The organism is Proteus terrae subsp. cibarius, from assembly GCF_011045835.1.
GTDB lineage: Bacteria > Pseudomonadota > Gammaproteobacteria > Enterobacterales > Enterobacteriaceae > Proteus > Proteus cibarius.
Genome location: NZ_CP047349.1, coordinates 2,712,256 through 2,738,448, shown reverse-complemented (window position 1 = coordinate 2,738,448; position 26,193 = coordinate 2,712,256). Strand labels below are relative to the sequence as shown.

23 protein-coding genes are annotated in these 26,193 nt (G+C 37.7%); 16 read left to right on the top strand and 7 right to left on the bottom strand.

The annotated features are described in order from the left end of the window. The first annotated feature begins 776 nt into the window (after positions 1-776). From tnaC to mutT, 4 genes are all read left to right on the top strand, one after another. A complete protein-coding gene (gene tnaC / locus GTH25_RS19380) occupies positions 777-881 on the top strand; it encodes a tryptophanase leader peptide (protein WP_075670806.1) in 105 nt (34 codons plus the stop codon). A gap of 112 nt (positions 882-993) precedes the next feature. Beyond that, positions 994-2,397 (top strand): tryptophanase, encoded by a 1,404-nt coding sequence (locus GTH25_RS12785; protein ID WP_164530617.1) that lies wholly within the window; start codon positions 994-996, stop codon positions 2,395-2,397. A gap of 72 nt (positions 2,398-2,469) precedes the next feature. Continuing rightward, positions 2,470-3,720 carry an aromatic amino acid transporter gene (locus GTH25_RS12780; RefSeq protein WP_099659318.1) on the top strand — a complete coding sequence of 417 codons (1,251 nt, stop codon included), beginning with the start codon at positions 2,470-2,472 and terminating at the stop codon, positions 3,718-3,720. A 106-nt stretch (positions 3,721-3,826) separates the two neighbouring features. Beyond that, positions 3,827-4,219: an 8-oxo-dGTP diphosphatase MutT gene (gene mutT, locus GTH25_RS12775; RefSeq protein ID WP_075670812.1), complete on the top strand. Its 393-nt coding sequence runs from the start codon at positions 3,827-3,829 to the stop codon at positions 4,217-4,219. 86 nt (positions 4,220-4,305) lie between these two features. On the opposite strand, the gene yacG is transcribed toward mutT, so the two are convergent. From yacG to ppdD, 6 genes are all read right to left on the bottom strand, one after another. Then, entirely contained in the window at positions 4,306-4,518 is a 213-nt protein-coding gene (gene yacG, locus GTH25_RS12770) for a DNA gyrase inhibitor YacG (RefSeq protein ID WP_075670814.1), read from the bottom strand. A 54-nt stretch (positions 4,519-4,572) separates the two neighbouring features. Next, positions 4,573-5,325: a cell division protein ZapD gene (gene zapD / locus GTH25_RS12765; RefSeq protein WP_075670816.1), complete on the bottom strand. Its 753-nt coding sequence runs from the start codon at positions 5,323-5,325 to the stop codon at positions 4,573-4,575. Next, the gene (gene coaE / locus GTH25_RS12760; protein ID WP_075670818.1) at positions 5,318-5,941 is read right to left on the bottom strand and encodes a dephospho-CoA kinase; all 624 of its coding nucleotides are present in this window, start codon (positions 5,939-5,941) and stop codon (positions 5,318-5,320) included. The genes zapD and coaE overlap by 8 nt, the downstream gene beginning before the upstream one ends. Positions 5,942-6,175: 234 nt before the next feature. Further along, positions 6,176-7,375, bottom strand: coding sequence for a type II secretion system F family protein (locus GTH25_RS12755; RefSeq protein ID WP_156733816.1), 1,200 nt, complete (start codon positions 7,373-7,375; stop codon positions 6,176-6,178). Then, positions 7,372-8,472 carry an ATPase, T2SS/T4P/T4SS family gene (locus tag GTH25_RS12750; RefSeq protein ID WP_164530616.1) on the bottom strand — a complete coding sequence of 367 codons (1,101 nt, stop codon included), beginning with the start codon at positions 8,470-8,472 and terminating at the stop codon, positions 7,372-7,374. The genes GTH25_RS12755 and GTH25_RS12750 overlap by 4 nt, the downstream gene beginning before the upstream one ends. Positions 8,473-8,573: 101 nt before the next feature. Then, positions 8,574-9,017: a prepilin peptidase-dependent pilin gene (gene ppdD, locus GTH25_RS12745; protein ID WP_075670824.1), complete on the bottom strand. Its 444-nt coding sequence runs from the start codon at positions 9,015-9,017 to the stop codon at positions 8,574-8,576. A 210-nt stretch (positions 9,018-9,227) separates the two neighbouring features. On the opposite strand from ppdD, the gene ampD reads away from it, so the two are divergent. From ampD to GTH25_RS12690, 11 genes are all read left to right on the top strand, one after another. Further along, positions 9,228-9,770 (top strand): 1,6-anhydro-N-acetylmuramyl-L-alanine amidase AmpD, encoded by a 543-nt coding sequence (gene ampD, locus GTH25_RS12740; RefSeq protein ID WP_075670826.1) that lies wholly within the window; start codon positions 9,228-9,230, stop codon positions 9,768-9,770. A 325-nt stretch (positions 9,771-10,095) separates the two neighbouring features. Continuing rightward, positions 10,096-10,866: a pyruvate dehydrogenase complex transcriptional repressor PdhR gene (gene pdhR / locus GTH25_RS12735; protein ID WP_164530615.1), complete on the top strand. Its 771-nt coding sequence runs from the start codon at positions 10,096-10,098 to the stop codon at positions 10,864-10,866. 163 nt (positions 10,867-11,029) lie between these two features. Continuing rightward, positions 11,030-13,696 carry a pyruvate dehydrogenase (acetyl-transferring), homodimeric type gene (aceE, locus tag GTH25_RS12730; protein ID WP_075670828.1) on the top strand — a complete coding sequence of 889 codons (2,667 nt, stop codon included), beginning with the start codon at positions 11,030-11,032 and terminating at the stop codon, positions 13,694-13,696. 12 nt (positions 13,697-13,708) lie between these two features. Further along, positions 13,709-15,574 (top strand): pyruvate dehydrogenase complex dihydrolipoyllysine-residue acetyltransferase, encoded by a 1,866-nt coding sequence (gene aceF, locus GTH25_RS12725; protein ID WP_164530614.1) that lies wholly within the window; start codon positions 13,709-13,711, stop codon positions 15,572-15,574. A 200-nt stretch (positions 15,575-15,774) separates the two neighbouring features. Beyond that, positions 15,775-17,202, top strand: coding sequence for a dihydrolipoyl dehydrogenase (gene lpdA / locus GTH25_RS12720; RefSeq protein ID WP_075670832.1), 1,428 nt, complete (start codon positions 15,775-15,777; stop codon positions 17,200-17,202). A gap of 235 nt (positions 17,203-17,437) precedes the next feature. Continuing rightward, positions 17,438-17,908 (top strand): anti-virulence regulator CigR family protein, encoded by a 471-nt coding sequence (locus tag GTH25_RS12715; RefSeq protein ID WP_164530613.1) that lies wholly within the window; start codon positions 17,438-17,440, stop codon positions 17,906-17,908. A gap of 475 nt (positions 17,909-18,383) precedes the next feature. After that, complete coding sequence (gene acnB, locus GTH25_RS12710) at positions 18,384-20,981, top strand: bifunctional aconitate hydratase 2/2-methylisocitrate dehydratase (protein ID WP_075670836.1); 2,598 nt, start codon at positions 18,384-18,386, stop codon at positions 20,979-20,981. A gap of 136 nt (positions 20,982-21,117) precedes the next feature. After that, the gene (locus tag GTH25_RS12705) at positions 21,118-21,489 is read left to right on the top strand and encodes a YacL family protein (protein ID WP_023581519.1); all 372 of its coding nucleotides are present in this window, start codon (positions 21,118-21,120) and stop codon (positions 21,487-21,489) included. A 92-nt stretch (positions 21,490-21,581) separates the two neighbouring features. Beyond that, positions 21,582-22,442 carry a small-conductance mechanosensitive channel MscS gene (mscS, locus tag GTH25_RS12700; RefSeq protein ID WP_075670838.1) on the top strand — a complete coding sequence of 287 codons (861 nt, stop codon included), beginning with the start codon at positions 21,582-21,584 and terminating at the stop codon, positions 22,440-22,442. A gap of 476 nt (positions 22,443-22,918) precedes the next feature. Further along, positions 22,919-23,542 carry an arginine exporter ArgO gene (gene argO, locus GTH25_RS12695; protein WP_109419753.1) on the top strand — a complete coding sequence of 208 codons (624 nt, stop codon included), beginning with the start codon at positions 22,919-22,921 and terminating at the stop codon, positions 23,540-23,542. An 84-nt stretch (positions 23,543-23,626) separates the two neighbouring features. Beyond that, positions 23,627-24,361 (top strand): oxidative stress defense protein, encoded by a 735-nt coding sequence (locus GTH25_RS12690; RefSeq protein ID WP_164530612.1) that lies wholly within the window; start codon positions 23,627-23,629, stop codon positions 24,359-24,361. Positions 24,362-24,433: 72 nt separating this feature from the next. Here the strand turns inward: GTH25_RS12690 and GTH25_RS12685 are convergent, their stop codons facing one another. Then, on the bottom strand, positions 24,434-25,333 hold the full coding sequence (locus GTH25_RS12685; RefSeq protein ID WP_069367724.1) for a LysR family transcriptional regulator ArgP: 900 nt from the start codon (positions 25,331-25,333) through the stop codon (positions 24,434-24,436). Between the two features lie 161 nt (positions 25,334-25,494). Here GTH25_RS12685 and rpiA point away from each other — a divergent pair, with 161 nt between their 5' ends. Beyond that, a complete protein-coding gene (rpiA, locus tag GTH25_RS12680) occupies positions 25,495-26,151 on the top strand; it encodes a ribose-5-phosphate isomerase RpiA (RefSeq protein WP_072069239.1) in 657 nt (218 codons plus the stop codon). The last annotated feature ends 42 nt before the right edge of the window (positions 26,152-26,193 follow it).

Below are 26,193 nucleotides of genomic sequence, written 5' to 3'. Positions count from 1 at the left end.
AGAAAGATAATAATTAATGTTTTTATATTATCGTTAATTTTAGAATAATAAATACCGGGTACTCTCAATATGAAAAGAAATTAAAAATCGATGAAATAAAGATAAATTTCTACCCGTTTCGATATTAAATAGCGACATAACTAAAATGATTGATATCTCAAATAGCATTATTTAAACAAATGATTCATTTAAATGGATTATATTGTGTTGATTTTCATGGTTATAATCTTACGCGTTATTTTTTTCTTGCTTAAACTACCATCGATTCAGCTATGTTAATTAAAACTTTTTCATTTTTTATAAAGAGAAGATAAATAATGAGAAGGAATTCGAAGATATGAAAAAGAAGCAGGTTAGTTAACTTTTCATTTGTTATTTATAAGTTTATTAATGTTGTATTCTGGAATAAATATTTCATGAATTATTATTTCATTTTAATGAATAAAACGACTAGTAGAAAAGTAAAGAGATTAGGGTTTTATTGTTAAATTATTATTCATGATAAAAAGTAGGGTTATTTAAATACAGCTTTCATTTTATGAAAATACAATATAAATACATGTATTACTACTTGATTTTATCAATAAAAATTTAAGTTATAAAAAAATATTTAATTAAAGATTAAAGTAAGTGATAGTGATCACGTTAATATATTATTTATTATAAATAGTGTGATTTTCGTCCAAAATATACTATTGTTATATTACTAATTGTGTTTAACTGTTATATAAATTAGCATGTAAATTGTACTATTTCCTGACTATAAGGGTTAAAGTATGTTCTCATCATTTAATGTTTTGATAGTATTAAGAGGTTTCTTCAGATTGAAGAAATGGTTTAATATTGATTCTGAACTCGCCTTCTACTTTCCTGAAAAATAATCCTTTTTTATATCCATCCAAAATAATTTAATACTCTTTTTCCGTTTAATTTAAATGGGAAGATTATTTTATTTATTCTAATTTTATTATTTAATATATTAAAGGTATTATCATGGCTAAAAGAATCGTAGAACCATTCCGCATTAAAATGGTAGAAAATATCCGTGTTCCTTCAAGAGAAGAACGTGAAGCCGCATTAAAAGAAGCTGGATATAACCCATTCCTATTACCAAGTCATGCTGTTTATATTGATTTATTAACAGACTCTGGTACTAACGCAATGAGTGATCACCAGTGGGCAGCAATGATAACTGGTGATGAAGCTTATGCAGGTTCAAGAAACTATTATGATTTAAAAGATAAAGCCAAAGAGTTATTTAACTACGATTATATTATCCCTGCTCACCAAGGACGTGGTGCTGAAAATATTCTTTTCCCAGTATTATTAAAATATAAACAAAAAGATGGAAAAGCGAAAAACCCTGTATTTATTTCTAACTTCCATTTCGATACCACAGCAGCACACGTTGAATTAAATGGTTGTAAAGCAATTAATATTGTTACTGAGAAAGCGTTTGATTCCGAAACCTATGATGATTGGAAGGGCAATTTTGATATTGCTAAATTAAAAGAAAATATTGCAAAACATGGTGCTGATAACGTTGTTGCCATTGTTTCAACAGTGACCTGTAATAGTGCTGGTGGTCAGCCTGTCTCAATGGACAATTTAAGAGAAGTTTACGAAATCGCAAAACAGCACGGTATTTTTGTTGTGATGGATTCAGCGCGTTATTGTGAAAATGCGTATTTCATTAAACAGCGTGATCCTAAATATAAAAATGCGACTATCAAAGAAGTTATTCTAGATATGTATAAATACGCTGATGCATTAACAATGTCAGCGAAAAAAGATCCACTGTTAAATATTGGTGGTTTAGTCTCAATTCGTGATAATGAAGAAGTATTCACATTAGCAAGACAACGCTGTGTACCAATGGAAGGCTTTGTTACCTATGGTGGTTTAGCTGGCCGTGATATGGCTGCAATGGTACAAGGTTTAGAAGAAGGTACTGAGGAAGAATATCTGCACTATCGTATTGGTCAGGTTCAATATCTAGGTGACCGTTTACGTGAAGCGGGCATTCCGATTCAATATCCTACTGGTGGACATGCTGTTTTCGTTGACTGTAAAAAACTGGTACCGCATATCCCGGGCGATCAATTCCCAGCTCAAGCTGTCATTAACGCACTTTACTTAGAGTCTGGTGTTCGTGCTGTTGAAATCGGTTCGTTCTTATTAGGTCGTGATCCTGCAACAGGTGAGCAAAAACATGCAGATATGGAATTTATGCGTTTAACCATTGCACGTCGTGTCTACACTAACGACCATATGGATTATATTGCTGACGCACTTATCGGCTTAAAAGAGAAGTTTAAAACGCTTAAAGGTCTTGAGTTCGAATATGAACCACCTGTATTAAGACACTTTACTGCTAGATTAAAACCTATCAAATAAATAATACTCCACAATAATAATGGCTCTCGTGCAATGCGAGAGCCCTATCCTTATTTCAGTAAGGACTAAAAAATGGAAAATAAGTCGGTAAATAAAGAACCCTCAATTATTGTAGGGGGATTTGTGTTGGGCGGCGCGATGATCGGTGCGGGAATGTTTAGCCTGCCAACAATAATGTCTGGTGCTTGGTTTATTAACTCACTCTTTATATTATTTATTGTCTGTTTCTTTATGTTTCATTCTGGAATTTATATTCTTGAATGTATATCTAAATATGGTGCAGGAACAAACTACTTTCATATATCGAAAGAGTTATTACCTAAATGGGCGTGTTATCTTGCGAATGCGTCTTTGATATTTGTATTATATATCTTAATTTATGCTTATATATCTGCTGCAGGTTCGGTCATTTATGAAGCTTCATCTTTATATGGTCTTAATTTAAACCTTAGAGTGATATTCTTTGTATTTACTATTTTACTAGGGGCTACAATCTGGTGGGGAGGCGCTTGCGCAAGTCGCTTAACCTCAATATTTTTATTTATTAAGATTGTTCTATTTGTGTTGGCGTTCTCGGGATTATTCTTTAAAGCGAGAGGTGATTTATTATTTACTGCAACCTTTGAAGGTAAAAGTCAATTATATCTTTATCCTTTTATTTTTATCATTATTCCTTATGCTATCACCTCTTTTGGTTATCATGGTAATGTTTGTAGCCTTTATAAGCTCTATCATGAAAATGAAAGAAAGGTTGTAAAAAGTTGTGTTATTGGTTGTGTTTTAGCACTGGTAATTTATTTACTTTGGATGATTGGCACGATGGGGAATTTACCTCGTGAGCAATTTATTACAATTATCCAAAAGGGTGGTAACTTAGATGCCTTTATTGATTCTTTATATACTGTATTAAACAGTAAATATATTGAAGGATTTTTATTGTGGTTTTCTATTAGTGCCGTATTCTGTTCATTTTTAGGGGTAGCGATTGGTCTGTTCGACTATATTTTAGCATCACTAAAATTTGAAGATAACAAAACAGGGCGCTTAAAATCTGGCGTTTTATGTTTTACACCACCGTTACTATTATGTTTACTTTTCCCTAATGGGTTTTTAATTGCGATTGCTTATGCAGGAACTGCCGCGTGTGTATGGGCAATTATTTGTCCTGCGGTTATGGCACTGAAAGCACGCGAGAAATTTCCAAACTCAGGTTTCAAAGTGTGGGGTGGCAAAGGATTAATTTATGCTGTTATCGCTTTTGGTGCAGTAGGGATTATTTGCCAAACATTAGCACAGTTCGGTTTCTTACCTATTTATCGTTAATTAATTGAGATAGTCAGGGAAAGAAAACCAGAGTAGCACCGTTGGATATACGTTATAATATCGTTAAGTTGTTATAATAACGTGACTATTCAATAGGTTGTCTATGATGGATAAAAAGAAGCTACATATTGCTGCGGGTATTATTTGTGATCAACACAATAATGTCTTTATCACCCAACGCCCTCTAAAATCGCACATGGGAGGGTTTTGGGAATTTCCGGGGGGGAAATTAGAAGATAAAGAGACTCCAGAGCAGGCGCTAGTACGTGAGTTACAAGAAGAAATTGGTATTGATGTAACGCAATGCTCACTTTTTGAAACAGTAGAGCATGATTTTCCAGATAGACACATTACCTTATCCTTTTTCTTAGTCACGCAATGGGATAATGAGCCCTATGGTAAAGAGGGTCAAGAATTCAAGTGGACATCGATTGGATCGTTAAATGCCGATGATTTTCCGCCTGCTAACCGTACTATTGTGGCGTTATTGCAAAAGTAAGCAAAAGTAGAATAGTGCTAAATAAGCACCTATAAATAAAATAGCCACTCAGTCGAGTGGCTATTTTTTATGTTCAGATTGGCATATTAAAAGTATTTAGGCTCTTGTTGTGGCGCTTCACTCCAATCATCGCTGTCATTAATATCGCTTTGGCTTGGAATGCGTTTTGATTCATCAGCCCATTCGCCTAAATCAATAAGTTGGCAACGCTTACTACAAAAAGGGCGATAAGGGCTACTTTCATTCCAAACAACTTCTGTTTGACAGGTTGGACATTTTACAATTAATTCTTCGCTCATTATCTCTCCTAGATCTCATTGGTGCTATTTATGCTCATATCAATAAACATAATGTTAGCAACAAGCGATCTCAAAAGGTAGCTCTAGAGGTACGGTTCCATTTTCACTATCAAGTGGTAAAAAGCGGATCGCATAGCGATTTTTATGCCCTGAAACTTGAGGATAGATTTGGTGATCAATGGCTATCTTAAGACGTAGCAATTCACCATCTTCAGCGCTGTCTTGGTAAAAACCACGGTGACTAAGAGCGGACTTAAATGTATCTGATTGGCGAATAAGCATGAGCAAACTATTTAATGCATTTTGTAATGGTAATAAACCTGCCAGCCAGCTTTGTAATCTTTCATCACGAGTTGCTTGAGGTAAACTTAACCATAAATGTAATGCTGGTACATCAAAATTACAGCATCCACCAGGAATACTTAGACGCTGTTTGACTAAACTAATGACTTTATCTTGTTTTAAATGCTGACCTATTCGAGGGGCTTTACTTAATACGGCTGCATTTTCAGCTAATTCATCAATAATCTGAGTGACAATCGCTTTATCAACATTAGGAAATGAAAGCCATTGCTGTAATTTTTTTTGTCTTTTTTCTAATTCTTTAAGTAATTCAGCACGGATTTCACCACGATCAAGGACTTCAATAAATTCTGATATCGCACGGAAAAACGAGAGTGCTGTGGGTAATGAATCAATTGCACGAAAACTGTTAATTTGAATCAATGAATTTTCAATTCTAAGCCATGAACGCATTTTTTCATTGAGGGGATGTTCGAAGATGATTGTTGTGATGTCATCACTCATGGCAATTGTCCTGTAACGCTTGTTGAGCTAATTCTAAGTAATGCTGATGGAGTTGCTTAACTTTTCCAATCATATTTTGGCTATTATCGTGATTTTCAATAATATCATCAGCGACGGCTAATCGTTCCTGTCTTTGAGCTTGAGCTTTTAAAATATTAAGAACTTGCTCTCGACTAACGCCATCTCGTTTTATAGTTCTTTCTATTTGCTCTTCTTGTGTAACATCGACAACAAGAACACGAGAGGCGAGATGCATTAATTTATTTTCGACTAATAATGGAACAACCCAAATAAAGTAGGGCGCTTTAATTTGTTGTATTTGTCTTTGAGTCTCTTGCTGTATCAATGGGTGAAGAAGATTGTTAACCCAAGTTTTTTCTTCATTATTTTCAAAAATAATCTGTCGCAGCTGTGCTCGGTTTAATGAACCATCAGGTAGCAAAATGCAGTCACCAAAATGCTGATGTAATGCATTTAACCCTAAAGATCGAGGCTCTACCACTAATCGAGCAATAACATCAGCATCGACAAGCGGTACACCTAATGAGGCAAAAGCATTGGCAACGGTTGTTTTACCACTGCCTATTCCGCCTGTAAGAGCAACTGTATAAGCCATTTTTGTTTATCTGTTTTTAATGAATTAAAATTTACGATTAGTCTAGGTATTCTAAAGGCTAATTTTGTTTTTATCACAAGATAATAACCGCAATATTTGGGTTTTATTCGGTTATTATGATAGATGATTTTCTGCTACCCTGACATCCTACCTCATAATGCGTAATAGAATTACCATTAATCAATAAGTTAGTGCTACACATAGTAACAGCATGTTACTCATAAAATTTGTGATTCACTGTATAGTATCACCTAACTGTAATATAGGAAGATACATAGCAATGATTAATGTGCCAATAATCAATGCAACAACTGTCATCAATATTGGCTCTAGCCAAGCACTAATGGTGTTTAATTGCTCATCGAGTTGATGATAAAACCAATCACTTAATTGCTGACAAAAATAGAGCAATTGTCCCGAGTTTTCTGCACAACTGATAAATTGATAACAAATAGGCGTAAAAAGAGGTTCATTTTTCATAAATAAGCTCAACGATTTACCTTGCATAATGTGACCGCTCATTTGAGAAAGTACTTGCTTATAAATAGGGTGTGTAAGTTGTTCTATTCCTATTTTTAAACCTTGTAATAAAGGTAATCCAGCTTGTTGTGTAATACTTATTATCTGAAAAATAAGGTGTAATTGCTGATACTTTAAAAGCTTACCTAAATAAGGAATATGAAGAAAAAAGGTTTGTTCAAAAAAATATAATAGTGAAAAAGAGTGTCGAATTAAGCGATAAGCAACTATTAATCCTATAAAGATAAACACTATCATACTAATATAATCAGTAAGCCATTGCGAAAAAGTAATTAAAGTGAGTGTTAAAATTGGAAGTTCTGTATTAAAGGCACTGTATAAAGACTGATATTCAGGTAAGACATAGAGCAACATAATACTGGTAATCAAAGTTAATACAGTGAGTAAAAAGGTTGGGTATTTAAAGGCTTTTTTGATTTTTTTAACAATCTCTCGATGTTTCTTTAATTGTATTATTTGAAGCGTAATAACTTCATCTAACTTTCCACTTTCTTCACCAATAAAAATAAAGCGACTCAATGTAATTGGGAAATAAAGCGGATAACGAGTTAATTGTTTAGAAAAAGAACCTCCTTGCATTAAGTTGAAAATGATATCTTCTAATACGCATTGCCAATGTGAGTAACGACATTCATCTTTTAATAGTGTTAATGCAGGAAGAAGTGCTAAACCTGAATGAAGTAATAGAGCTAATTGTTCGAATAATTGAATTCGATATTGCTTATCAGCATCTTGAAATAAAACAATTTTGAATAAACGTATTTTTATGGGGAGTTTTTGTTGTTGTGTTAGTTTAATAAATGCCTCGTTATTAGAGGATGCCAGTATTTTTCCTGTACACCATTCTCCTTGATAAGTTAATGCATCATAGCGATAAATTAGCTGTAATCTCATTCAATATCTCCTAGTGTTTGATAAACCTCCTCAAGTGTCGTTATTCCTTGTTTAATTAATGAAATGCCGGAATAGAGTAAGTGATAAGGGGATGAGAGAGTTTGTTTTAAGGGCTCAAAGCAGTCATAAATAGCCGTTCTTCCGTTATAGCCTGAATAGCATTGCTGGCAACCAACAGCTTGCCAGTTTGGTATTTCGATCATTTCTTTGTTTATATTTATATGCTGTTTATTGGGTAGACATATTTTGCAGAGTGGACATAAACAACGAACTAATCGTTGTGAAATAATTAAGCTAACACAGGAGTGAATAAGATCTTTTTCAATTCCTAAGTTATATAGACGCATTAATGTGGATGAAGCCGAATTAGTATGTAAGGTTGATAATACAAGATGCCCTGTTTGTGCTGCTTTTATTGCCATTTCAGCAGTCGATTGATCACGTATTTCACCTACCATAATAATGTCAGGATCTTGGCGTAGTAATGCCCGTAATATTGTTGTGAATGAGATCCCTGATTTTTCGGAAATTTGGATCTGATTAATACCCTTTAGAGGTAATTCAACCGGATCTTCAACACTATTTATATTTAGGTTTTCTTTATTTAAATAACGTAAACAACTATATAGTGTGAGCGTTTTTCCGCTTCCCGTAGGCCCTGTAACTAAAATCATTCCTTGCGGTAAATTTAAATATTTTTTTAATAGCGTTAAATGTGAGGGTTGAAAGCCCAGGTGATTTAATTCCGGTTGTTGTAAATTATTGATAAGCCGTAAAACTACTTTTTCGCCATATAATGTGGGAAGTGTCGCAATTCGTATTGAATAGTTTTTTTCATGATAAGACCAATTAAACTGCCCATCTTGAGGCAATCGCTTCTCTGCAATATTTAAGTTAGCGAGTACCTTTAAGCGAGTCACTATTTCTTCAGAGAATTCATTTGGAGGTGGCGAAAATAGATATAAATGATTATCTATTCTGGCTCGAATTCTTACACTGATTTGCTGTGGCTCTATATGTAAATCAGAGACACGCTTTAAAATACTTGTACGTAATAGATTCTCAATAAATTCTGTTGCAGAGTGTGTGATATCCATTCTTCACCTCTTTAATACTTTCTGACTTATTTGTGTTGTCTTCAATGTTTAAAGTGCGCAATAGGAACACTCGATACGAGTGCTCCCTTTATATAAGAGCATTAATATGATTTTAAAATCTCACTACACTGTTTTTGCAACGTAAGATTTGTTGTAGAACATTGTGTTTTCCATATCGGAACGAGGTCGTTAACTCCTTTCTCTGACGACATTGTGATTGTCAGACCATCAAGCTGAGTTTTTCCTGTTGCACTAATCACACCGTGCAACACATTTATATCGGATAAATATCGACTACGAAATTGTTGCGGCATAAAAGAGGAATCAGAATTACAGTGTTGAGGTTCATTTTCATAACGGCATAATTCTACCGCAGAACGATAGGGAGACAGTGTTTGTAAGACATCGGTTAATGCGGCTTTTTGGATATAACCTTGATAGGCAGGAATAGCCACTGAGCTTAAAATTGAGATGATAGCAATCACAATCATAAGTTCCATAAGGGTAAAACCATTTTCATTAGAGTGATAATTAAGTGCATTCATCTAGCGTCCTCCTTGAGTAATAGACACTAGAAGTATGAAAAAAAAAGACTTTATTAGCGAATAGATAAGATAAAGTTTGAGTAAAATATCGAAAAGAAAAGGGAGATATACATATTTAACTTTTATTATTGAGGGAAAGTTCGCATTTATTGATGAGTATGAGTTAATAGAGTTATTGATAATAGTAAAACAAAATAAAAGAGGGTTGATGTGGAAATTAAACAAGGTTGGCTAATCGATGCTAGACAGGTTCCTTCACCTAATCATGATAAGAGACCTGAAGGAGAGCTCCCTTCTTTATTAATTGTTCATAATATCAGTTTACCTCCTGGTGAATTTGGTGGGCCTTATATTGACCAACTTTTTACCAATACATTATCAGAGCAAGATCATCCTTTTTTTAGTGAGATTGTTAGCTTAAGAGTGTCGGCTCATTGCCTGATTCGGCGTGATGGAGAAATTGTGCAATATGTGCCTTTTACTGAGAGAGCGTGGCATGCTGGCGTTTCTTTATATAAAGGCAGAGAAAAATGTAATGATTTTTCAATCGGTATTGAGCTTGAAGGTACTGATGAGTGCGATTTTACCCAGCAGCAATATCAACAATTAGTGAAGGTAACTCAATCGCTTATTACTCTTTATCCAGCCATTAAAGAGAACATTACTGGACATAGTGATGTTGCTCCAAATAGAAAGACCGATCCGGGGCCTCACTTTGATTGGGCTTATTACCGCAGTTTGTTAACAAAATAACTGCTTGAGTTGGGTTTTAATGCACTTAATTAGAATTTAAATTCAAAATTGTACTGCTGTCACGCTTCAGTTTGACTGTTTATGTGTTTAAAAAACGTTAAAAAATTTATTTTTAACGTTTCTAGATAATGCGATCTAGTTATCACTTTTGATGAATTTTTAAAATAATTTGTTAAAATTTGCAGGTTTTTATGATTTCGCTCAACAACTGTATGGACAGTTAGTGAATACTTTGTTACTTTATTATCCGTTATATTAAATTGGTATTACCAATTGACAACTCAATCACTAAGGTAATAGTTATCCAATAATGGCTTCCAGCAATATGGCTTATACAAAAATCCGCCAACCTAAGCTTTCTGATGTTATTGAGCAACAGCTTGAGCATCTGATTTTAGAAGGTACTCTGCGCCCGGGAGAAAAACTCTTACCTGAGCGTGAGCTGGCGAAGCAATTTGATGTATCTCGCCCTTCATTGCGTGAAGCTATCCAAAAATTAGAAGCTAAAGGCTTTTTACTCCGTCGCCAAGGCGGTGGCACTTTTGTTCAGCACAATCTCTGGCAAAGTTTTAGTGATCCTTTAGCTCAACTGCTTAGCGGACATCCCGAATCTCAATTTGATCTTTTAGAAACTCGTCATGCACTTGAAGGTATTGCCGCATATTACGCCGCATTACGTGGTACTGATGAAGATCTTGATCGTATCAAAGCTAGCCATGATTGCATTTTGAAAGCTCATGAAAAGGGTGATTTAGCCGCTGAGTCTGAAGCTGTATTGCAATATCAATTAATTGTAACGGAAGCTGCTCATAATGTCGTTTTATTGCATCTATTACGATGCATGGTGCCAATGCTTGAGCAAAATATCCGCCAGAATTTTGAGTTTCTTTATACTCGTAAAGAGATATTAACTGCAGTAAGTGAGCATCGTAGTCAGATTTATCAGGCTATTATTAATAGAGAGCCAGAAGCTGCGCGTGAAGCATCACATCGCCATTTGGCCTTTATTGAAGATGTTTTGTTGGATATGAGTCGTGAACATACTCGCCGTGAGCGCTCTCTGCGCCGGCTACAACAACATCCTGATTTATTTTAGTAGCACAGATCCTGACCGCTAAGTCTGTACTACCTATCGCCCTGTGATTTTCAGGGGAAGCGGTAATAACAGCAGGGCCTATCTTCCCGTCATATCAGATTGGTATAACGGGAAGATAGGCTCCCATAACCATTAAAAACAGATAACAGATAAGGAATACACCATGTCAGATATGCTGAAAAATGACGTGGATCCGATCGAAACTCGCGACTGGTTACAAGCGATCGACTCGGTCATCCGTGAAGAAGGTGTTGAGCGTGCACAGTTCCTGATTGATCAGGTATTAAAACAAGCCCGTAATGGTGGTCTTAATATCGCTTTAGGCGGTTCTGTACACAGCGATTATATCAATACCATTCCTGCTGAAGATGAACCCGCTTACCCTGGCAATCTGGAATTAGAGCGTCGTATTCGTTCTGCTATTCGCTGGAACGCAGTAATGATGGTTCTGCGTGCATCCAAAAAAGATTTGGAACTCGGCGGACACATGGCGTCATTCCAATCTTCTGCAACTTTATATGAAGTGTGCTTTAACCACTTCTTCCGCGCGCAAAATGAAACTGATGGCGGTGACTTGGTTTACTTCCAAGGCCATATCTCCCCAGGTATCTACGCTCGTGCATTCTTAGAAGGTCGTTTAACTGAAGAGCAATTGAACAACTTCCGTCAAGAGATTGGTGGTAAAGGTTTATCTTCTTATCCGCACCCTAAATTAATGCCTGAATTCTGGCAGTTCCCAACAGTTTCTATGGGCCTGGGACCACTATCTGCAATTTACCAAGCTAAATTCCTGAAATATTTGAATCACCGTGGCTTAAAAGATACGACTAAACAAACTGTTTATGCGTTCTTAGGCGATGGCGAGATGGACGAGCCAGAATCTAAAGGTGCTATCACCATCGCAGTTCGCGAAAAATTAGACAACCTGTGCTTCGTGATTAACTGTAACTTGCAGCGTCTTGATGGCCCAGTTACAGGTAACGGCAAAATTGTTAACGAATTAGAAGGTATCTTCGCGGGTGCTGGCTGGAACGTTATCAAAGTAATGTGGGGCGATCGTTGGGATGAGCTTCTGCGTAAAGACACTTCAGGTAAACTCATTCAATTAATGAATGAAACTCTGGATGGTGACTACCAGACATTTAAATCTCGTGATGGCGCTTATGTTCGTGAGCACTTCTTCAATCGTTATCCAGAAACAGCTGCATTAGTTAAAGATATGACTGATGATGAAATCTGGGCATTAAACCGTGGTGGTCACGATCCGAAGAAAGTCTTTGCAGCATTCCAAAAAGCAAAAGACACTCAAAATCAACCAACTGTTATTTTAGCTCAAACCATCAAAGGTTATGGTATGGGTGAAACGGCAGAAGGTAAAAACATTGCTCACCAAGTTAAGAAAATGAACATGGATGGCGTTCACCATTTCCGTGATCGTTTCAATATTCCTGTTGCTGATGAGCAAATCAAAGACCTGCCTTATATTACTTTTGATAAAGACTCAGAAGAATACAAATATCTGCACGCACGTCGTCAGGATTTAGGTGGTTACCTACCAGCTCGTCGTCCACGTTTTGAAGAAAAACTGGATATCCCAGCACTGGAAGATTTCAGCCAATTACTGGAAGAACAATCTAAAGAGATTTCAACAACTATCGCATTCGTTCGTGCTCTGAACGTAATGTTGAAAAATAAATCTATCAAAGATCGTTTAGTTCCAATTATTGCGGACGAAGCACGTACTTTCGGTATGGAAGGTCTGTTCCGTCAAATCGGTATTTATAGCCCGAATGGCCAACAATATACGCCTCAAGACCGTGAGCAAGTTGCTTACTATAAAGAAGACGTTAAAGGTCAAATTCTGCAAGAAGGTATCAACGAACTGGGTGCTGGCGCATCTTGGTTAGCAGCTGCAACATCTTACAGCACTAACAATCTGCCAATGATCCCATTCTATATCTACTACTCAATGTTTGGTTTCCAACGTATTGGCGACTTATGCTGGGCTGCAGGCGACCAACAAGCTCGTGGTTTCTTAGTAGGTGGTACTTCAGGTCGTACAACACTTAACGGTGAAGGTTTACAGCACGAAGATGGTCATAGTCATATTCAATCGCTGACTATTCCTAACTGTATCTCTTATGATCCAGCATTCGCTTATGAAGTAGCTGTTATCATGCAAGACGGTTTAGAACGTATGTATGGTGATAAACAAGAAAACGTTTATTACTACATCACTACACTGAACGAAAACTACCATATGCCAGCAATGCCAGCCGGTGTTGAAGAAGGTATCCGTAAAGGTATCTACAAACTGGAATCACTGGAAGGCGCGAAAGGTAAAGTTCAATTACTGGGCTCTGGTTCTATTCTACGTCACGTTCGTGAAGCAGCACAAATCCTGTCTGCTGAATACGGCATTGGTTCTGATGTTTATAGCGTAACTTCATTCACTGAATTGGCTCGTGATGGTCAAGATTGTGAACGTTGGAACATGTTACATCCATCTGAAGCACCGCGTGTACCTTACATCGCTCAAATTATGAATGATGCACCAGCTGTTGCCTCTACTGACTACATGAAACTGTTCGCTGAACAAGTTCGTACTTATGTACCAGCAGATGATTACCGCGTATTAGGTACAGATGGTTTCGGTCGTTCTGATAGCCGTGAAAACCTGCGTCACCACTTCGAAGTTGATACTTCTTATGTGATTGTTGCTGCATTAGGTGAATTAGCTAAACGTGGTGAGATTGATGTGAAGGTTGTTGAAGAAGCAATCAAAAAATACAACATCAACCCTGAAAAAGTAAACCCACGTCTGGCGTAAGAGGTAAAGTGAATGTCTATTGAAATTAAAGTCCCAGATATCGGTGCTGATGAAGTTGAAGTCACCGAAGTGATGGTGAAAGTGGGCGACCGCATTGAGGAAGAACAATCCTTAATCACTGTAGAAGGCGACAAAGCTTCTATGGAAGTTCCATCACCACAAGCGGGTGTTGTTAAAGAGATTAAAATTGCCGTGGGCGACAAAGTCCAAACAGGTTCTCTTATCATGATTTTTGAAGCAGAAGGTGCCGCGCAAGCAGCACCAGCTCAAGACGCAACACCTGCACCAGTAGCTGCGCCTGCAACAGCTGCACTGAAAGAAGTTCACGTTCCAGATATCGGTGGTGACGAAGTTGAAGTCACTGAAGTGATGGTAAAAGTGGGCGATAGCGTTGCTGAAGAACAATCACTGATCACTGTTGAAGGTGATAAAGCTTCAATGGAAGTTCCAGCACCATTTGCTGGCGTAGTGAAAGAAATTAAAATTGCAACAGGTGATAAAGTGAGCACAGGCTCTCTGATCATGGTATTTGAAGTTGCGGGTAGCGCACCTGTTGCTCAAGCGACACCAGCACCAGTTGCATCTGCACCAGCAACATCTGCTGTGAAAGAAGTGAATGTTCCTGATATCGGTGATGACGAAGTTGAAGTTACTGAAGTGATGGTGAAAGTAGGTGATTCCATCTCTGAAGAACAATCACTGATCACTGTTGAAGGTGACAAAGCTTCAATGGAAGTTCCAGCACCATTTGCTGGTGTAGTTAAAGAGATCAAAATTGCAGTGGGCGATAAAGTAAAAACTGGCTCACTGATCATGATTTTCGAAGTTGCAGGTGCAGCACCAGTTGCTCAAGCGCCAGTGGCAGTAGCTCCAGCGCCAGCAAGTTCTGCTCCGGCAGCACCTGCTAAAGCACAAGCGACTACGCCAGCAGCGAAAGAAGAGTTTGTTGAAAATGACGCTTACGTTCATGCTACACCAGTGATTCGTCGCTTAGCGCGCGAATTCGGAGTGAATTTAGCGAAAGTGAAAGGTACTGGTCGTAAAGGTCGTATCTTACGTGAAGACGTTCAGTCTTACGTGAAAGAGCTAATTAAACGTGCTGAATCTGCGCCAGCGAATGCAGGTGGTGGATTACCAGGCATGTTGCCTTGGCCAAAAGTTGACTTCAGCAAGTTTGGTGAAATTGAAGAAGTTGAATTAAGCCGTATCCAGAAAATCTCTGGCGCTAACTTAAGCCGTAACTGGGTGATGATCCCTCACGTAAATCTGTTTGATGAAGCAGATATCACTGAGGTTGAAGAATTCCGTAAACAGCAAAATAAAGAAGCAGAGAAGAAAAAACTGGATGTTAAGATCACTCCGTTAGTCTTCGTAATGAAAGCAGCTGCGAAAGCACTGGCAGATATGCCACGCTTTAACAGCTCTATCTCTGAAGATGGACAAAAACTGATCCTAAAAAAATACATCAATATCGGTATTGCTGTAGATACACCGAACGGTCTTGTTGTTCCTGTTTTCAAAGATGTTAACAAAAAAGGCATTATCGAACTGTCTTATGAGTTAGCTGAAGTTTCTAAGAAAGCACGTGCAGGTAAATTGACTGCAGCAGATATGCAAGGCGGATGCTTCACTATTTCTAGCCTTGGTGGTATCGGTACTACCGGTTTTGCACCAATCGTTAACGCACCAGAAGTTGCGATTATGGGACTTTCCCGTTCTTCTATGAAACCAGTATGGAACGGCAAAGAATTCGTACCACGCTTGATTTTACCAATGTCATTATCTTTCGATCACCGTGTGATCGATGGTGCTGACGGTGCTCGATTCATCACTCTGATTAATCAGTACATGAGTGATTTACGTCGTTTGGTAATGTAATTTTAAAACCGGTGCTTAGCGCCGGTTTCTCTGATTACAGTGATGGATTTTACAGTCATACATCTTAGGTTGTGAGATCCATCATGTTAGAGCGCTTTTCAGTTTATTAACATTTCTGTAAACTGCATGCGGTATGTAAGTCTCGGTGTTAAATATGGATTATCGTCTGACTCGCCGGACAAATAAATAATGAGGTCACGATGAGTACTGAAATTAAAGCACAGGTAGTGGTTCTCGGTGCAGGCCCTGCGGGTTATTCCGCGGCGTTCCGTTGCGCTGACTTAGGTTTAGAAACAGTTTTAGTAGAACGTCACTCTACTTTAGGTGGTGTTTGTCTGAACGTGGGTTGTATCCCTTCTAAAGCGTTACTCCACGTTGCTAAAGTTATCGAAGAAGCGAAAGCATTATCTGAACACGGTGTTGTATTTGACGCACCAAAAACAGATATCGACAAAATTCGCATCTGGAAAGATAAAGTTATTTCTCAGTTAACGGGTGGCTTAGCTGGCATGGCTAAAGGCCGTAAAGTTACTGTCGTTAATGGCGAAGCTCGATTCACTGGTTCTCATACATTGTCTGTTGAAGGTGCTGAAGGTACAACTACCATCACTTTTGATAATGCAATCGTTGCTGCCGGCTCACGTCCAATCGAATTACCATTCATTCCACATGAAGACCCACGTGTATGGGACTCAACAGATGCACTGCAACTGAAAACTGTACCAGAACGTTTACTGGTTATGGGTGGCGGTATTATCGGTCTGGAAATGGGTACGGTTTATCACTCTCTGGGTTCTCAGATTGACGTAGTTGAAATGTTTGATCAGGTTATTCCTGCTGCTGATAAAGACGTGGTTAAAGTATTTACCAAACGTATCAGTAAGAAATTTAACCTAATGCTAGAAACCAAAGTAACTGCGGTTGAAGCAAAAGAAGATGGCATCTACGTAACAATGGAAGGCAAAAAAGCCCCAGCAGAACCACAACGTTACGATGCAGTATTAGTTGCTATCGGTCGTGTACCTAACGGTAAACTATTAGACGCAGGTAAAGCAGGTATCGAAGTTGATGATCGTGGCTTTATCCATGTTGATAAACAAATGCGTACTAATGTACCTCACATCTTTGCTATCGGTGACATCGTTGGTCAACCAATGCTGGCTCACAAAGGTGTTCACGAAGGTCACGTTGCAGCAGAAGTTATTTCTGGTAAGAAACATTACTTCGATCCTAAAGTTATTCCATCAATCGCTTATACTGAACCAGAAGTTGCATGGGTTGGTATGACTGAAAAAGAAGCGAAAGAGAAAGGCGTTAGCTATGAAGTGGCTTCTTTCCCTTGGGCAGCATCAGGCCGTGCAATCGCATCAGATTGTGCAGATGGTATGACTAAACTGATTTTCGACAAAGAAACTAACCGTGTTATTGGTGGTGCAATTGTTGGTTCTAACGGTGGTGAACTGCTAGGTGAAATCGGTCTAGCAATTGAAATGGGTTGTGATGCTGAAGATATCGCATTAACTATCCACGCTCACCCAACGTTATACGAATCAATCGGTATGGCTGCGGAAGTATTTGAAGGTAGTATTACTGACCTGCCAAATCCAAAAGCGAAAAAGAAAAAATAAGCAACTTGTTTACTGAAAACAGCTTTACTGAAAATAGTTTTGCTGAAAACAGTTTACTAAAGTAGTTTAAATGATAAGAGCTAAGTTCTTTATAGAACTTAGCTCTTTTTTATTTATTCAAAAGGTGTTTTTTAGCTATATATGCTTAGTCGTAATATTATCAGAATATGAGAAATTGTACTTAAGTGTTTATTACTCTATTTTTTTATTATGATCTGATTTTGGGATGGTATATATGATGAGCAAACACACTTCTTTTCGTTTTTTTCTATTGTTGTTTATGGTGAGCTTTTCTTTAGGCTCTTTAGCTAATCCTCCCCATGGGAATGGGAATGGGAATGGGAAAGCACGACATTATCAGAATAATAACCATATAAACTCTAATAAAAACGATGGGCTATCATCTGAAATAATGATTAATAGTAATGGGCTAGTGTCTGTTTCTTTAACTTATAAAGATGCAAGGATCTTAGCCATAAAAAATAATATTGTTGGTTATCAATCTCTGCCACCGGGTATAGCTAAAAATTTAGTCAGAGGGAAACCACTCCCTCCTGGGATCATGAAAAAAAACATCCCAAATAATATGTTAAATCAATTACCATATTATCAAGGGTATGAATGGAAAATAGTAGGAAATGATTTGGTTTTAGTGGCAATTGGAACATCTATAATTGCAGCTGTGATCAATCATGTATTTGATTAATTAGATATTTTATCTTTCATTGTTTGAGCTAAATAGAGCTAATATATTATTTTAAATAAAATAACAATTTTTAAGTAGGTAGCTTCTACCTGTAGAAAAGGCTCATTTTATAACAAATCAATATTATTCAAATTCTTATCAGCGCTTAGTAAGCTTTCTCTTAAATAGTATATTTCTATTCATATCTATAGATTCTTTATAGTATTTTATCTAAAAAACTGGGTAAAAATGTTTCTTATATATTTTGTTTAAGTGTTTTAATCTGAATAAGTGGATATTTGAATTTGATTAATGTTACTTTTATGTGAACGAATTAACATCGTGTTGAAGATTTGCTATGCTGATACCCTTAGCTGGGCATAATCTCACAACCACTTATGTTTTATGCGAGCAAAAGATCCTCTGACCTGGAACCCTATAGACAGGGTGCAGACAGCCGGGTTATACAAAATGACAAAGAAGCGAGGAGACAGTCGTGCTAGTAGAATACCGTAAGCACGTAGCAGAGCGTGCAGCTGAAGGTGTCGTTCCAAAACCTCTCGATGCCACACAAACAGCCGCACTTGTTGAGCTATTAAAAAATCCCCCTAAAGGTGAAGAAGAATTTCTTCTTGATTTAATTGTTAACCGCGTTCCACCCGGAGTTGATGAAGCTGCCTATGTTAAGGCGGGTTTTTTAACTGCCCTCGCGAAAGGCGAAACCACATCACCTCTTATCACTCCAGAAAAAGCAGTTGAATTATTAGGTACCATGCAAGGTGGCTATAATATTCATGCTTTAATTGGATCTCTGGACAACGATAAATTAGCGCCAATAGCAGCTAAAGCTCTTTCTCATACATTACTGATGTTTGATAACTTCTATGATGTTGAAGAAAAAGCTAAAGCAGGTAACGTTTACGCTAAGCAAATTATGCAATCTTGGGCTGATGCTCAGTGGTTTACCGAGCGCCCAGAATTAGCAGAAAAAATTACGGTTACCGTATTTAAAGTCACGGGTGAAACTAATACTGATGACTTATCTCCAGCACCTGATGCTTGGTCTCGTCCTGATATTCCATTACATGCTTTAGCAATGCTGAAAAATGCACGCGAAGGTATTGAACCAGATCAACCAGGTAGTGTTGGCCCTATCAAACAAATCGAAGCGTTAAATAAAAAAGGCTTCCCTTTGGCTTATGTTGGTGACGTTGTAGGTACTGGCTCATCACGTAAATCAGCAACTAACTCTGTGCTTTGGTTTATGGGAGACGATATTCCTTTCGTTCCTAATAAACGCGGTGGTGGTGTTGTTCTTGGTGGCAAAATCGCGCCTATCTTCTTTAATACTATGGAAGATGCAGGTGCACTCCCTATCGAAGTTGATGTTTCTAAATTAAATATGGGTGATGTTATTGATATTTACCCATACAAAGGTGAAATTCGTAACCATGAAACGAATGAGTTACTGGAAACCTTTGAACTGAAAACCGAAGTATTAATTGATGAAGTTCGTGCTGGTGGCCGTATTCCATTGATTATTGGTCGTGGATTAACGTCTAAAGCGCGTGAATCACTAGGTTTACCTGTTAGCACACTGTTCCGCCATGCTAAACCTGTTGCAGAAAGCAACCGTGGTTTCTCGCTAGCTCAGAAAATGGTAGGCCGTGCTTGTGGCCGTACAGGTGTTCGCCCTGGCGAATATTGCGAGCCAAAAATGACTTCAGTAGGTTCACAAGATACAACAGGCCCAATGACTCGTGATGAGCTAAAAGACTTGGCGTGTCTTGGTTTCTCTGCTGATTTAGTGATGCAATCATTTTGTCATACTGCAGCTTATCCAAAACCGGTAGACGTTACAACGCATCACACTTTGCCTGACTTTATTATGAACCGTGGTGGTGTTTCACTGCGTCCGGGCGATGGCATTATCCACTCATGGTTAAACCGTATGTTACTACCTGATACTGTCGGTACAGGCGGTGACTCGCATACTCGTTTCCCTATTGGTATCTCATTCCCAGCTGGTTCAGGCCTAGTAGCTTTTGCTGCGGCAACTGGGGTAATGCCATTAGATATGCCAGAATCTGTTCTGGTACGTTTTAAAGGCGAAATGCAACCGGGTGTGACACTGCGTGATTTAGTTCATGCTATTCCTTATTACGCAATTCAAGATGGTTTACTGACAGTTGAGAAAAAAGGTAAGAAGAATATTTTCTCTGGTCGTATTCTTGAGATTGAAGGCTTACCAGAACTGAAAGTAGAACAAGCATTTGAGCTTGCTGATGCATCAGCAGAACGTTCAGCGGCGGGTTGTACTATTAAACTGGATAAAGCGCCAATTATTGAGTACCTGCAATCTAATATCATTTTGCTGAAATGGATGATAGCTGAAGGTTATGGCGATCGTCGTACTATTGAACGTCGTATCACTTCAATGGAAAAGTGGTTGAAAGATCCGCAATTACTTGAAGCTGATACAGATGCAGAATATGCAGCAGTGATCGAAATTGATTTAAATGAGATCAAAGAGCCAATTCTATGTGCGCCTAACGATCCAGATGATGCTCGCTTATTATCTGAAGTTGCAAATAGCAAAATTGATGAAGTATTTATTGGCTCTTGTATGACCAATATTGGTCACTTCCGTGCTGCAGGTAAACTGCTTGATCAACACAAAGGTCAATTACCAACACGTTTATGGGTTGCTCCACCAACAAAAATGGATGCAGCGCAATTAACGGAAGAGGGCTATTATAGCGTCTTTGGTAAGAGTGGAGCACGTATCGAAGTGCCGGGTTGTTCACTATGTATGGGTAACCAAGCGCGTGTTGCTGATGGTGCAACTGTCGTTTCAACATCGACACGTAACTTCCCTAACCGCTTGGGCACAGGTGCTAATGTGTATCTTGCTTCTGCGGAACTTGCGGCAGTGGCTTCATTATTAGGTCGTTTACCAGAGCCTCAAGAGTATCTGGATTTCATGAATAAAGTGGATGAAACCGCAGAAGATACTTATCGTTATCTAAACTTTGACCAACTAGAGCAATATACCGATAAAGCAGACCAAGTTATTTTTCAAACAATGGTTTAATGGTTAATATATTGCTTTAAAGTATTTTATATGAACAAACGGGGGGCAAATGCCTCCCGTTTTTTGTTATTTTTGTCATAATAAGAATAAGATATTTTTTATTAAAAAAGCGAGTGCTTTATAAGGGGCGTACACCATGGATTATGAATTTCAGCGAGATCTCACTGGCGGTATACTAGCCCGTTTTTCGATGGATCATGAAGCAATAGGCTATTGGCTAAATGATGAAATTCAGGGCGACATTAGTCTTATCGATCAAATTCTTGAAGAAATGGAAGGTATTAAAGGTAGTGAAAGACAGTGGGAACTTATCGGTAAAGAATACAGTCTTTCTATTGATGACGAAGAAGTGATGGTTAGAGCTAATACCTTGCATTTTGAAACAGATGAAATGGAAGAAGGAATGAGCTATTACGATAACGAAAGCATCTCTTTTTGTGGTTTAGATGATTTTGCTACTATGTTACAAAAATATCGGTTATTTATTCTGGAAAATAGAAGGAATTAACAATTCCTATATATTTTTTGAATAAATCTGCCACAATATACTATTGAATTACTATTCTTTTCATTACGTTTTTAAGTTTAAAAGGTGGTCTAATGAATGAATTACCCGCTAGTTTAGATGAAGCAACAGGTTGGTTTGTGGCAAATCAGGATCTTTTTATTCAATATGCAGTGAATATTGTCGCCGCATTCTTGATCCTATTTATAGGTCTTTTTGTGGCAAAAATGATTGGTAAAGGTGTCGCAAGAGTTTTAACGCTACGTCATATCGATGCCACTGTTGTCACTTTTCTGTCAGTTCTGGTTCGTTATACCGTTGTTGCTTTTACCTTAATTGCGGTATTAGGACGATTAGGCGTTCAAACAGCTTCTGTTATTGCTGTATTAGGTGCCGCTGGTTTAGCTGTTGGTTTAGCATTACAAGGTTCGCTGTCTAACTTTGCAGCTGGTGTACTGATTGTTATTTTCCGTCCGATCCGTACTGATGAGTATGTGATGATCGGTTCTGTTGAAGGTACAGTGAAAGATGTGCAGATTTTTTCAACCACATTACGTTCAGCCGATGACAGAATTATTGTTATTCCAAACAGCAAAATTATCAGTAGTGAAGTTATCAACTTAAGTCGTGAGCCAAATCGTCGTACACAAATTATTGTTGGTGTGGCTTATGATGCTGATATTGATAAAGTGAAACAAGTGCTGGGTGACGTTGTTGCTAAAGACAAACGTATTCAACATGATCAAGGAGTGACTATCCGTTTACATGAAATGGCTCCATCTTCATTAAACTTTGTGGTACGTGTTTGGACAACCAATGGTGATGCATGGCCTGTTTATTGGGATCTAATGGAAGATTTTAAACGTGCATTAGACGCGAATAATATCGGTATTCCATTCCCACAAATGGATGTTTATATGCATCAAACACAAAGTGCGACAGCGAAAGCAGAATAGTCTCACAAGAATAAATGACATAGAGCCACGTTAATAACGTGGCTTTTTTTGTATGATAAGACAGGAGAAATAATAAGATAACACAGATGGTAAAAGGGATTGGATACTAAAGATGGAGATAATCTTAAAGAGCTTATTTTTCATTTTTCATTACGTTGATAGTTATATTGTGTTTGTTTTGTCGCTCCTATTATTGTGGTATTCCCATAAAACAGAGAAAAAACGAGTACGTATTATCTTATTTATTACTGCACTAATTGTGGTAACACCTCATGTCACAATTTGGTCTAATTTTATTTTTATGCTATTAGTGAGTATGGCTATTTCATCCTATTAATCCTACTAGCACTTTATTTTTTCCTATTTTATCGCCATTAGTTTTTCTTATTATCAATAAGAATGATTCATTTCCTCTAATATCAAAATCCCTCTATTATTCATCTGATATTAAACGAATAATTATTAAGGTATTTTGCATGTTTACAACTTTTTTTCAGGGGTTCTTATTAAGCGCAGCAATGATCCTACCGATTGGCGCCCAAAATGCCTTTGTTTTGCAGCAGGGGAGTAAAAGGCAGTTTCACTTAATGAGTGCATTTTTATGCGCTTTAAGTGATGTTGTTTTAATTACGGCGGGTGTTTTTGGTGGAAGTGCTCTTCTCAGTCAATCAGAAATACTTTTATTATTGATCACTTGGGGAGGTGTGGCGTTCTTACTATGGTATGGCTGGAATGCATTTAAAACTGCGTTTTCAAAAGATATTGAATTATCACAAAGTGAAAATCAAGTAAAAAGCCGTTGGCGCGTGATTGTGACATTAGTTGCTGTGACTTGGCTTAATCCTCATGTTTATTTAGATACTTTTGTTGTGATAGGCAGTATTGGCGGGCAATTAACATCAGAACTACGCCCTTGGTTTACATTTGGTGCGGTATTTGCTTCTATAAGCTGGTTTTTTGCGTTATCACTACTTGCTGCCTGGTTTTCTCCAATATTAAGCAAAGCGCACTCTCAACGTATTATTAATCTGTTTGTAGGATGTGTAATGTGGTTTATTGCTGTTCAATTAGCAGCACAAGGATGGAAAACTCTCTTTTAATCTTAAAGAACTTTACATCAGATATGCTAAGGTTCTTCTTAGCCATAAAAGATGGTCTTAAAATTTATTATGTCGGGGGTTTTTGTGAAATTAAAAGCAATTGTATTAGCATCCGTGTTTACGCTGGGATTACCTTCACTTGCATTAGCTGCTTCTGAGCCAGAAGGACCACATATTACAACATCGGGTAATGCGACAATTAAAGCCGCTCCTGATATGGCGACATTAAATATTCAGGTTAACGAAAGAGCAAAAAATGCCGCTCAGGCTAAGAAACAAGTAGATGAGCGTGTCGCAAAATATTTTGCCTTCTTAAAAGAAAATGGTGTTGTGAAGGAAGATATAGATGCTGCTAATATCCGTACTCAACCAAATTATGAGTATGATAAAAAAGCAGAGCGTTCTGTAATTAATGGTTATACTGCAACACGTACTGTGAATGTTAAAATTAAGAAATTAGAACAGCTGAATACGTTACTAGATGGCGCATTAGCGGCTGGTTTAAATGAAATTAATAACGTTGAATTTGGTGTAAATAATCCTGAGCAATACAAAACAAAAGCACGTGAAGTTGCGATTAAAAATGCCATTGATCAAGCAACGTCAGTAGCAAAAGGTTTTGGTGCGGATTTAGGTGCAGTTTATAGTGTCAGCTATCGTGCACCAGAGGCGACACCTTATCCAATTGCACAAGTGCGTATGGATGCGATGGCATTAAAAGCACAAGCACCTGCTGCTGTGCAAGAAACCTATGAACAGCAAAGTATCGAGTTTAAAGATTATGTTGATGTAGTTTTTGAATTAAAGCGCACTAAATAATCATTCCGTGATCAAAATAAAATAGGCTTCAATATGAAGCCTATTTTTGAGTTAATAAGATGAAAGAGCATATTACTCTTCATCCTGCTTTAAAACTTTACGACCAAAATCAATGAGTGCATCTGTCACTTTTCTCATGGTTCTACTTTCTGGTGCAAATCGGTGCCAATAAAGCATACGTCGTTGGCAAAGCCCCGGCGTCAAATCAACCAATTCTCCACTTTTTAGTTCATTAGCAATTTGCAGATGAGGGATCATACAACAGGTTGAACCTTGTTTAGCTAATTGTACAAAGGCTTCAGAGGAGTTCACGATATGGCACGGTACACTGCCCGGAGATAAACCGAAGTTTTGTTGTAAAAATGCCTGATGCATATCATCAAGATGGTCGAATGCCACTGCCGGTGCTTTTAATAATGAAGATTTTGTTACGCCGTTTGCAAAGTAGCGTTGAGCAAAATCAGGAGAAGCAACAAATAGATAATCGAGAGCACCTAATTGATCGACAAGGCAACTTGGTAGTGCTTGTGGTTGAATACTGATTGCACCAACGACTTCACCTCGTCTTAATCGTTCTTGAGTGCGAGTTTCATCTTCAACTTGAATATTGAGACGAATAGGCAGTTGCGTTAATACAGGGTGTAACGCGGGCAATAGCCATGTAGCTAAACTGTCCGCATTCACCGCCAAAGAGAGTAAAAGAGGTGTGGAACCACTGTTTTCATCACCCAACCATTGTTCTTCAAGTAATTCTACTTGATGCAATAGTGCTAATAATTTTTGCCCTTGTTCTGTAGGTTGAGGTGGAACAGTTCTGACTAATAGCGGTTGTCCAAATAAATTTTCTAACTGTTTGATACGCTGAGAAACGGCAGATTGTGTAATACATAACTTTTGCGCAGCTCGTTCAAAGCCACGTTCTCGAATGACGGCATCAAGGGCTTGTAATGCTCGATAATCAGGGCGTTTCATTAACAGACTCTCTTCGATTTTATATTCTATTGCTTACTATGCCATATTTTTCGTTGTAATGAGTTAAAATGTTGCTTCTCAGTTTTTGATGTGTCTCGTGCTAGTTTTGAATGCAATATGCTATTCTTAGTCCATTAACGTGATAAATAAGGTTTTTTTAAATGACTCAGGATGAATTGAAAAAAGCAGTGGGTTGGGCAGCGCTTGAATATGTAAAACCAGGCACGATTGTTGGTGTCGGTACTGGCTCTACGGCTTCTCACTTTATTGATGCATTAGCAACAATGAAAGGTCAAATCGAAGGCACAGTTTCAAGTTCAGAAGCATCCACAGCAAAATTAAAGAGTTACGGTATTCCTGTTTTCGACTGTAACGAAGTTGATTCTTTAGATATTTATGTTGATGGTGCTGATGAAATAAACCATCAAATGCAAATGATCAAAGGTGGTGGTGCCGCATTAACGCGTGAAAAAATCATTGCGGGTGTAGCGAAAACATTTATCTGTATTGTTGATGAATCTAAACAAGTCGATGTGCTAGGTAAATTTCCGCTACCAGTAGAAGTTATTCCAATGGCGCGCTCTTATGTTGCACGTGAACTCGTTAAACTGGGTGGTTTACCAGAATATCGTGAAAATGTGGTAACTGATAACGGTAACGTTATTTTAGACGTTCATAATTTAACAATTCTTAATCCTATTGAGCTGGAAAACAAAATTAACAGTATTCCGGGTGTTGTAACTGTAGGATTATTTGCTAACCGTGGCGCGAATGTTGTTTTAATGGGCACCTCTGAAGGTGTGAAAACCATTAAATAATTCTTTTTAAGATAGGTAGCTCTGGCTACCTATTTTTAAATT

Coding starts and splice junctions, on each gene's coding strand:
- tnaC (WP_075670806.1), top strand. CDS start 777: ATGTTCTCATCATTTAATGTTTTGATAGTATTAAGAGGTTTCTTCAGA.
- GTH25_RS12785 (WP_164530617.1), top strand. CDS start 994: ATGGCTAAAAGAATCGTAGAACCATTCCGCATTAAAATGGTAGAAAAT.
- GTH25_RS12780 (WP_099659318.1), top strand. CDS start 2,470: ATGGAAAATAAGTCGGTAAATAAAGAACCCTCAATTATTGTAGGGGGA.
- mutT (WP_075670812.1), top strand. CDS start 3,827: ATGGATAAAAAGAAGCTACATATTGCTGCGGGTATTATTTGTGATCAA.
- yacG (WP_075670814.1), bottom strand. CDS start 4,518: ATGAGCGAAGAATTAATTGTAAAATGTCCAACCTGTCAAACAGAAGTT.
- zapD (WP_075670816.1), bottom strand. CDS start 5,325: ATGAGTGATGACATCACAACAATCATCTTCGAACATCCCCTCAATGAA.
- coaE (WP_075670818.1), bottom strand. CDS start 5,941: ATGGCTTATACAGTTGCTCTTACAGGCGGAATAGGCAGTGGTAAAACA.
- GTH25_RS12755 (WP_156733816.1), bottom strand. CDS start 7,375: ATGAGATTACAGCTAATTTATCGCTATGATGCATTAACTTATCAAGGA.
- GTH25_RS12750 (WP_164530616.1), bottom strand. CDS start 8,472: ATGGATATCACACACTCTGCAACAGAATTTATTGAGAATCTATTACGT.
- ppdD (WP_075670824.1), bottom strand. CDS start 9,017: ATGAATGCACTTAATTATCACTCTAATGAAAATGGTTTTACCCTTATG.
- pdhR (WP_164530615.1), top strand. CDS start 10,096: ATGGCTTATACAAAAATCCGCCAACCTAAGCTTTCTGATGTTATTGAG.
- aceE (WP_075670828.1), top strand. CDS start 11,030: ATGTCAGATATGCTGAAAAATGACGTGGATCCGATCGAAACTCGCGAC.
- aceF (WP_164530614.1), top strand. CDS start 13,709: ATGTCTATTGAAATTAAAGTCCCAGATATCGGTGCTGATGAAGTTGAA.
- lpdA (WP_075670832.1), top strand. CDS start 15,775: ATGAGTACTGAAATTAAAGCACAGGTAGTGGTTCTCGGTGCAGGCCCT.
- GTH25_RS12715 (WP_164530613.1), top strand. CDS start 17,438: ATGATGAGCAAACACACTTCTTTTCGTTTTTTTCTATTGTTGTTTATG.
- GTH25_RS12705 (WP_023581519.1), top strand. CDS start 21,118: ATGGATTATGAATTTCAGCGAGATCTCACTGGCGGTATACTAGCCCGT.
- mscS (WP_075670838.1), top strand. CDS start 21,582: ATGAATGAATTACCCGCTAGTTTAGATGAAGCAACAGGTTGGTTTGTG.
- argO (WP_109419753.1), top strand. CDS start 22,919: ATGTTTACAACTTTTTTTCAGGGGTTCTTATTAAGCGCAGCAATGATC.
- GTH25_RS12685 (WP_069367724.1), bottom strand. CDS start 25,333: ATGAAACGCCCTGATTATCGAGCATTACAAGCCCTTGATGCCGTCATT.
- rpiA (WP_072069239.1), top strand. CDS start 25,495: ATGACTCAGGATGAATTGAAAAAAGCAGTGGGTTGGGCAGCGCTTGAA.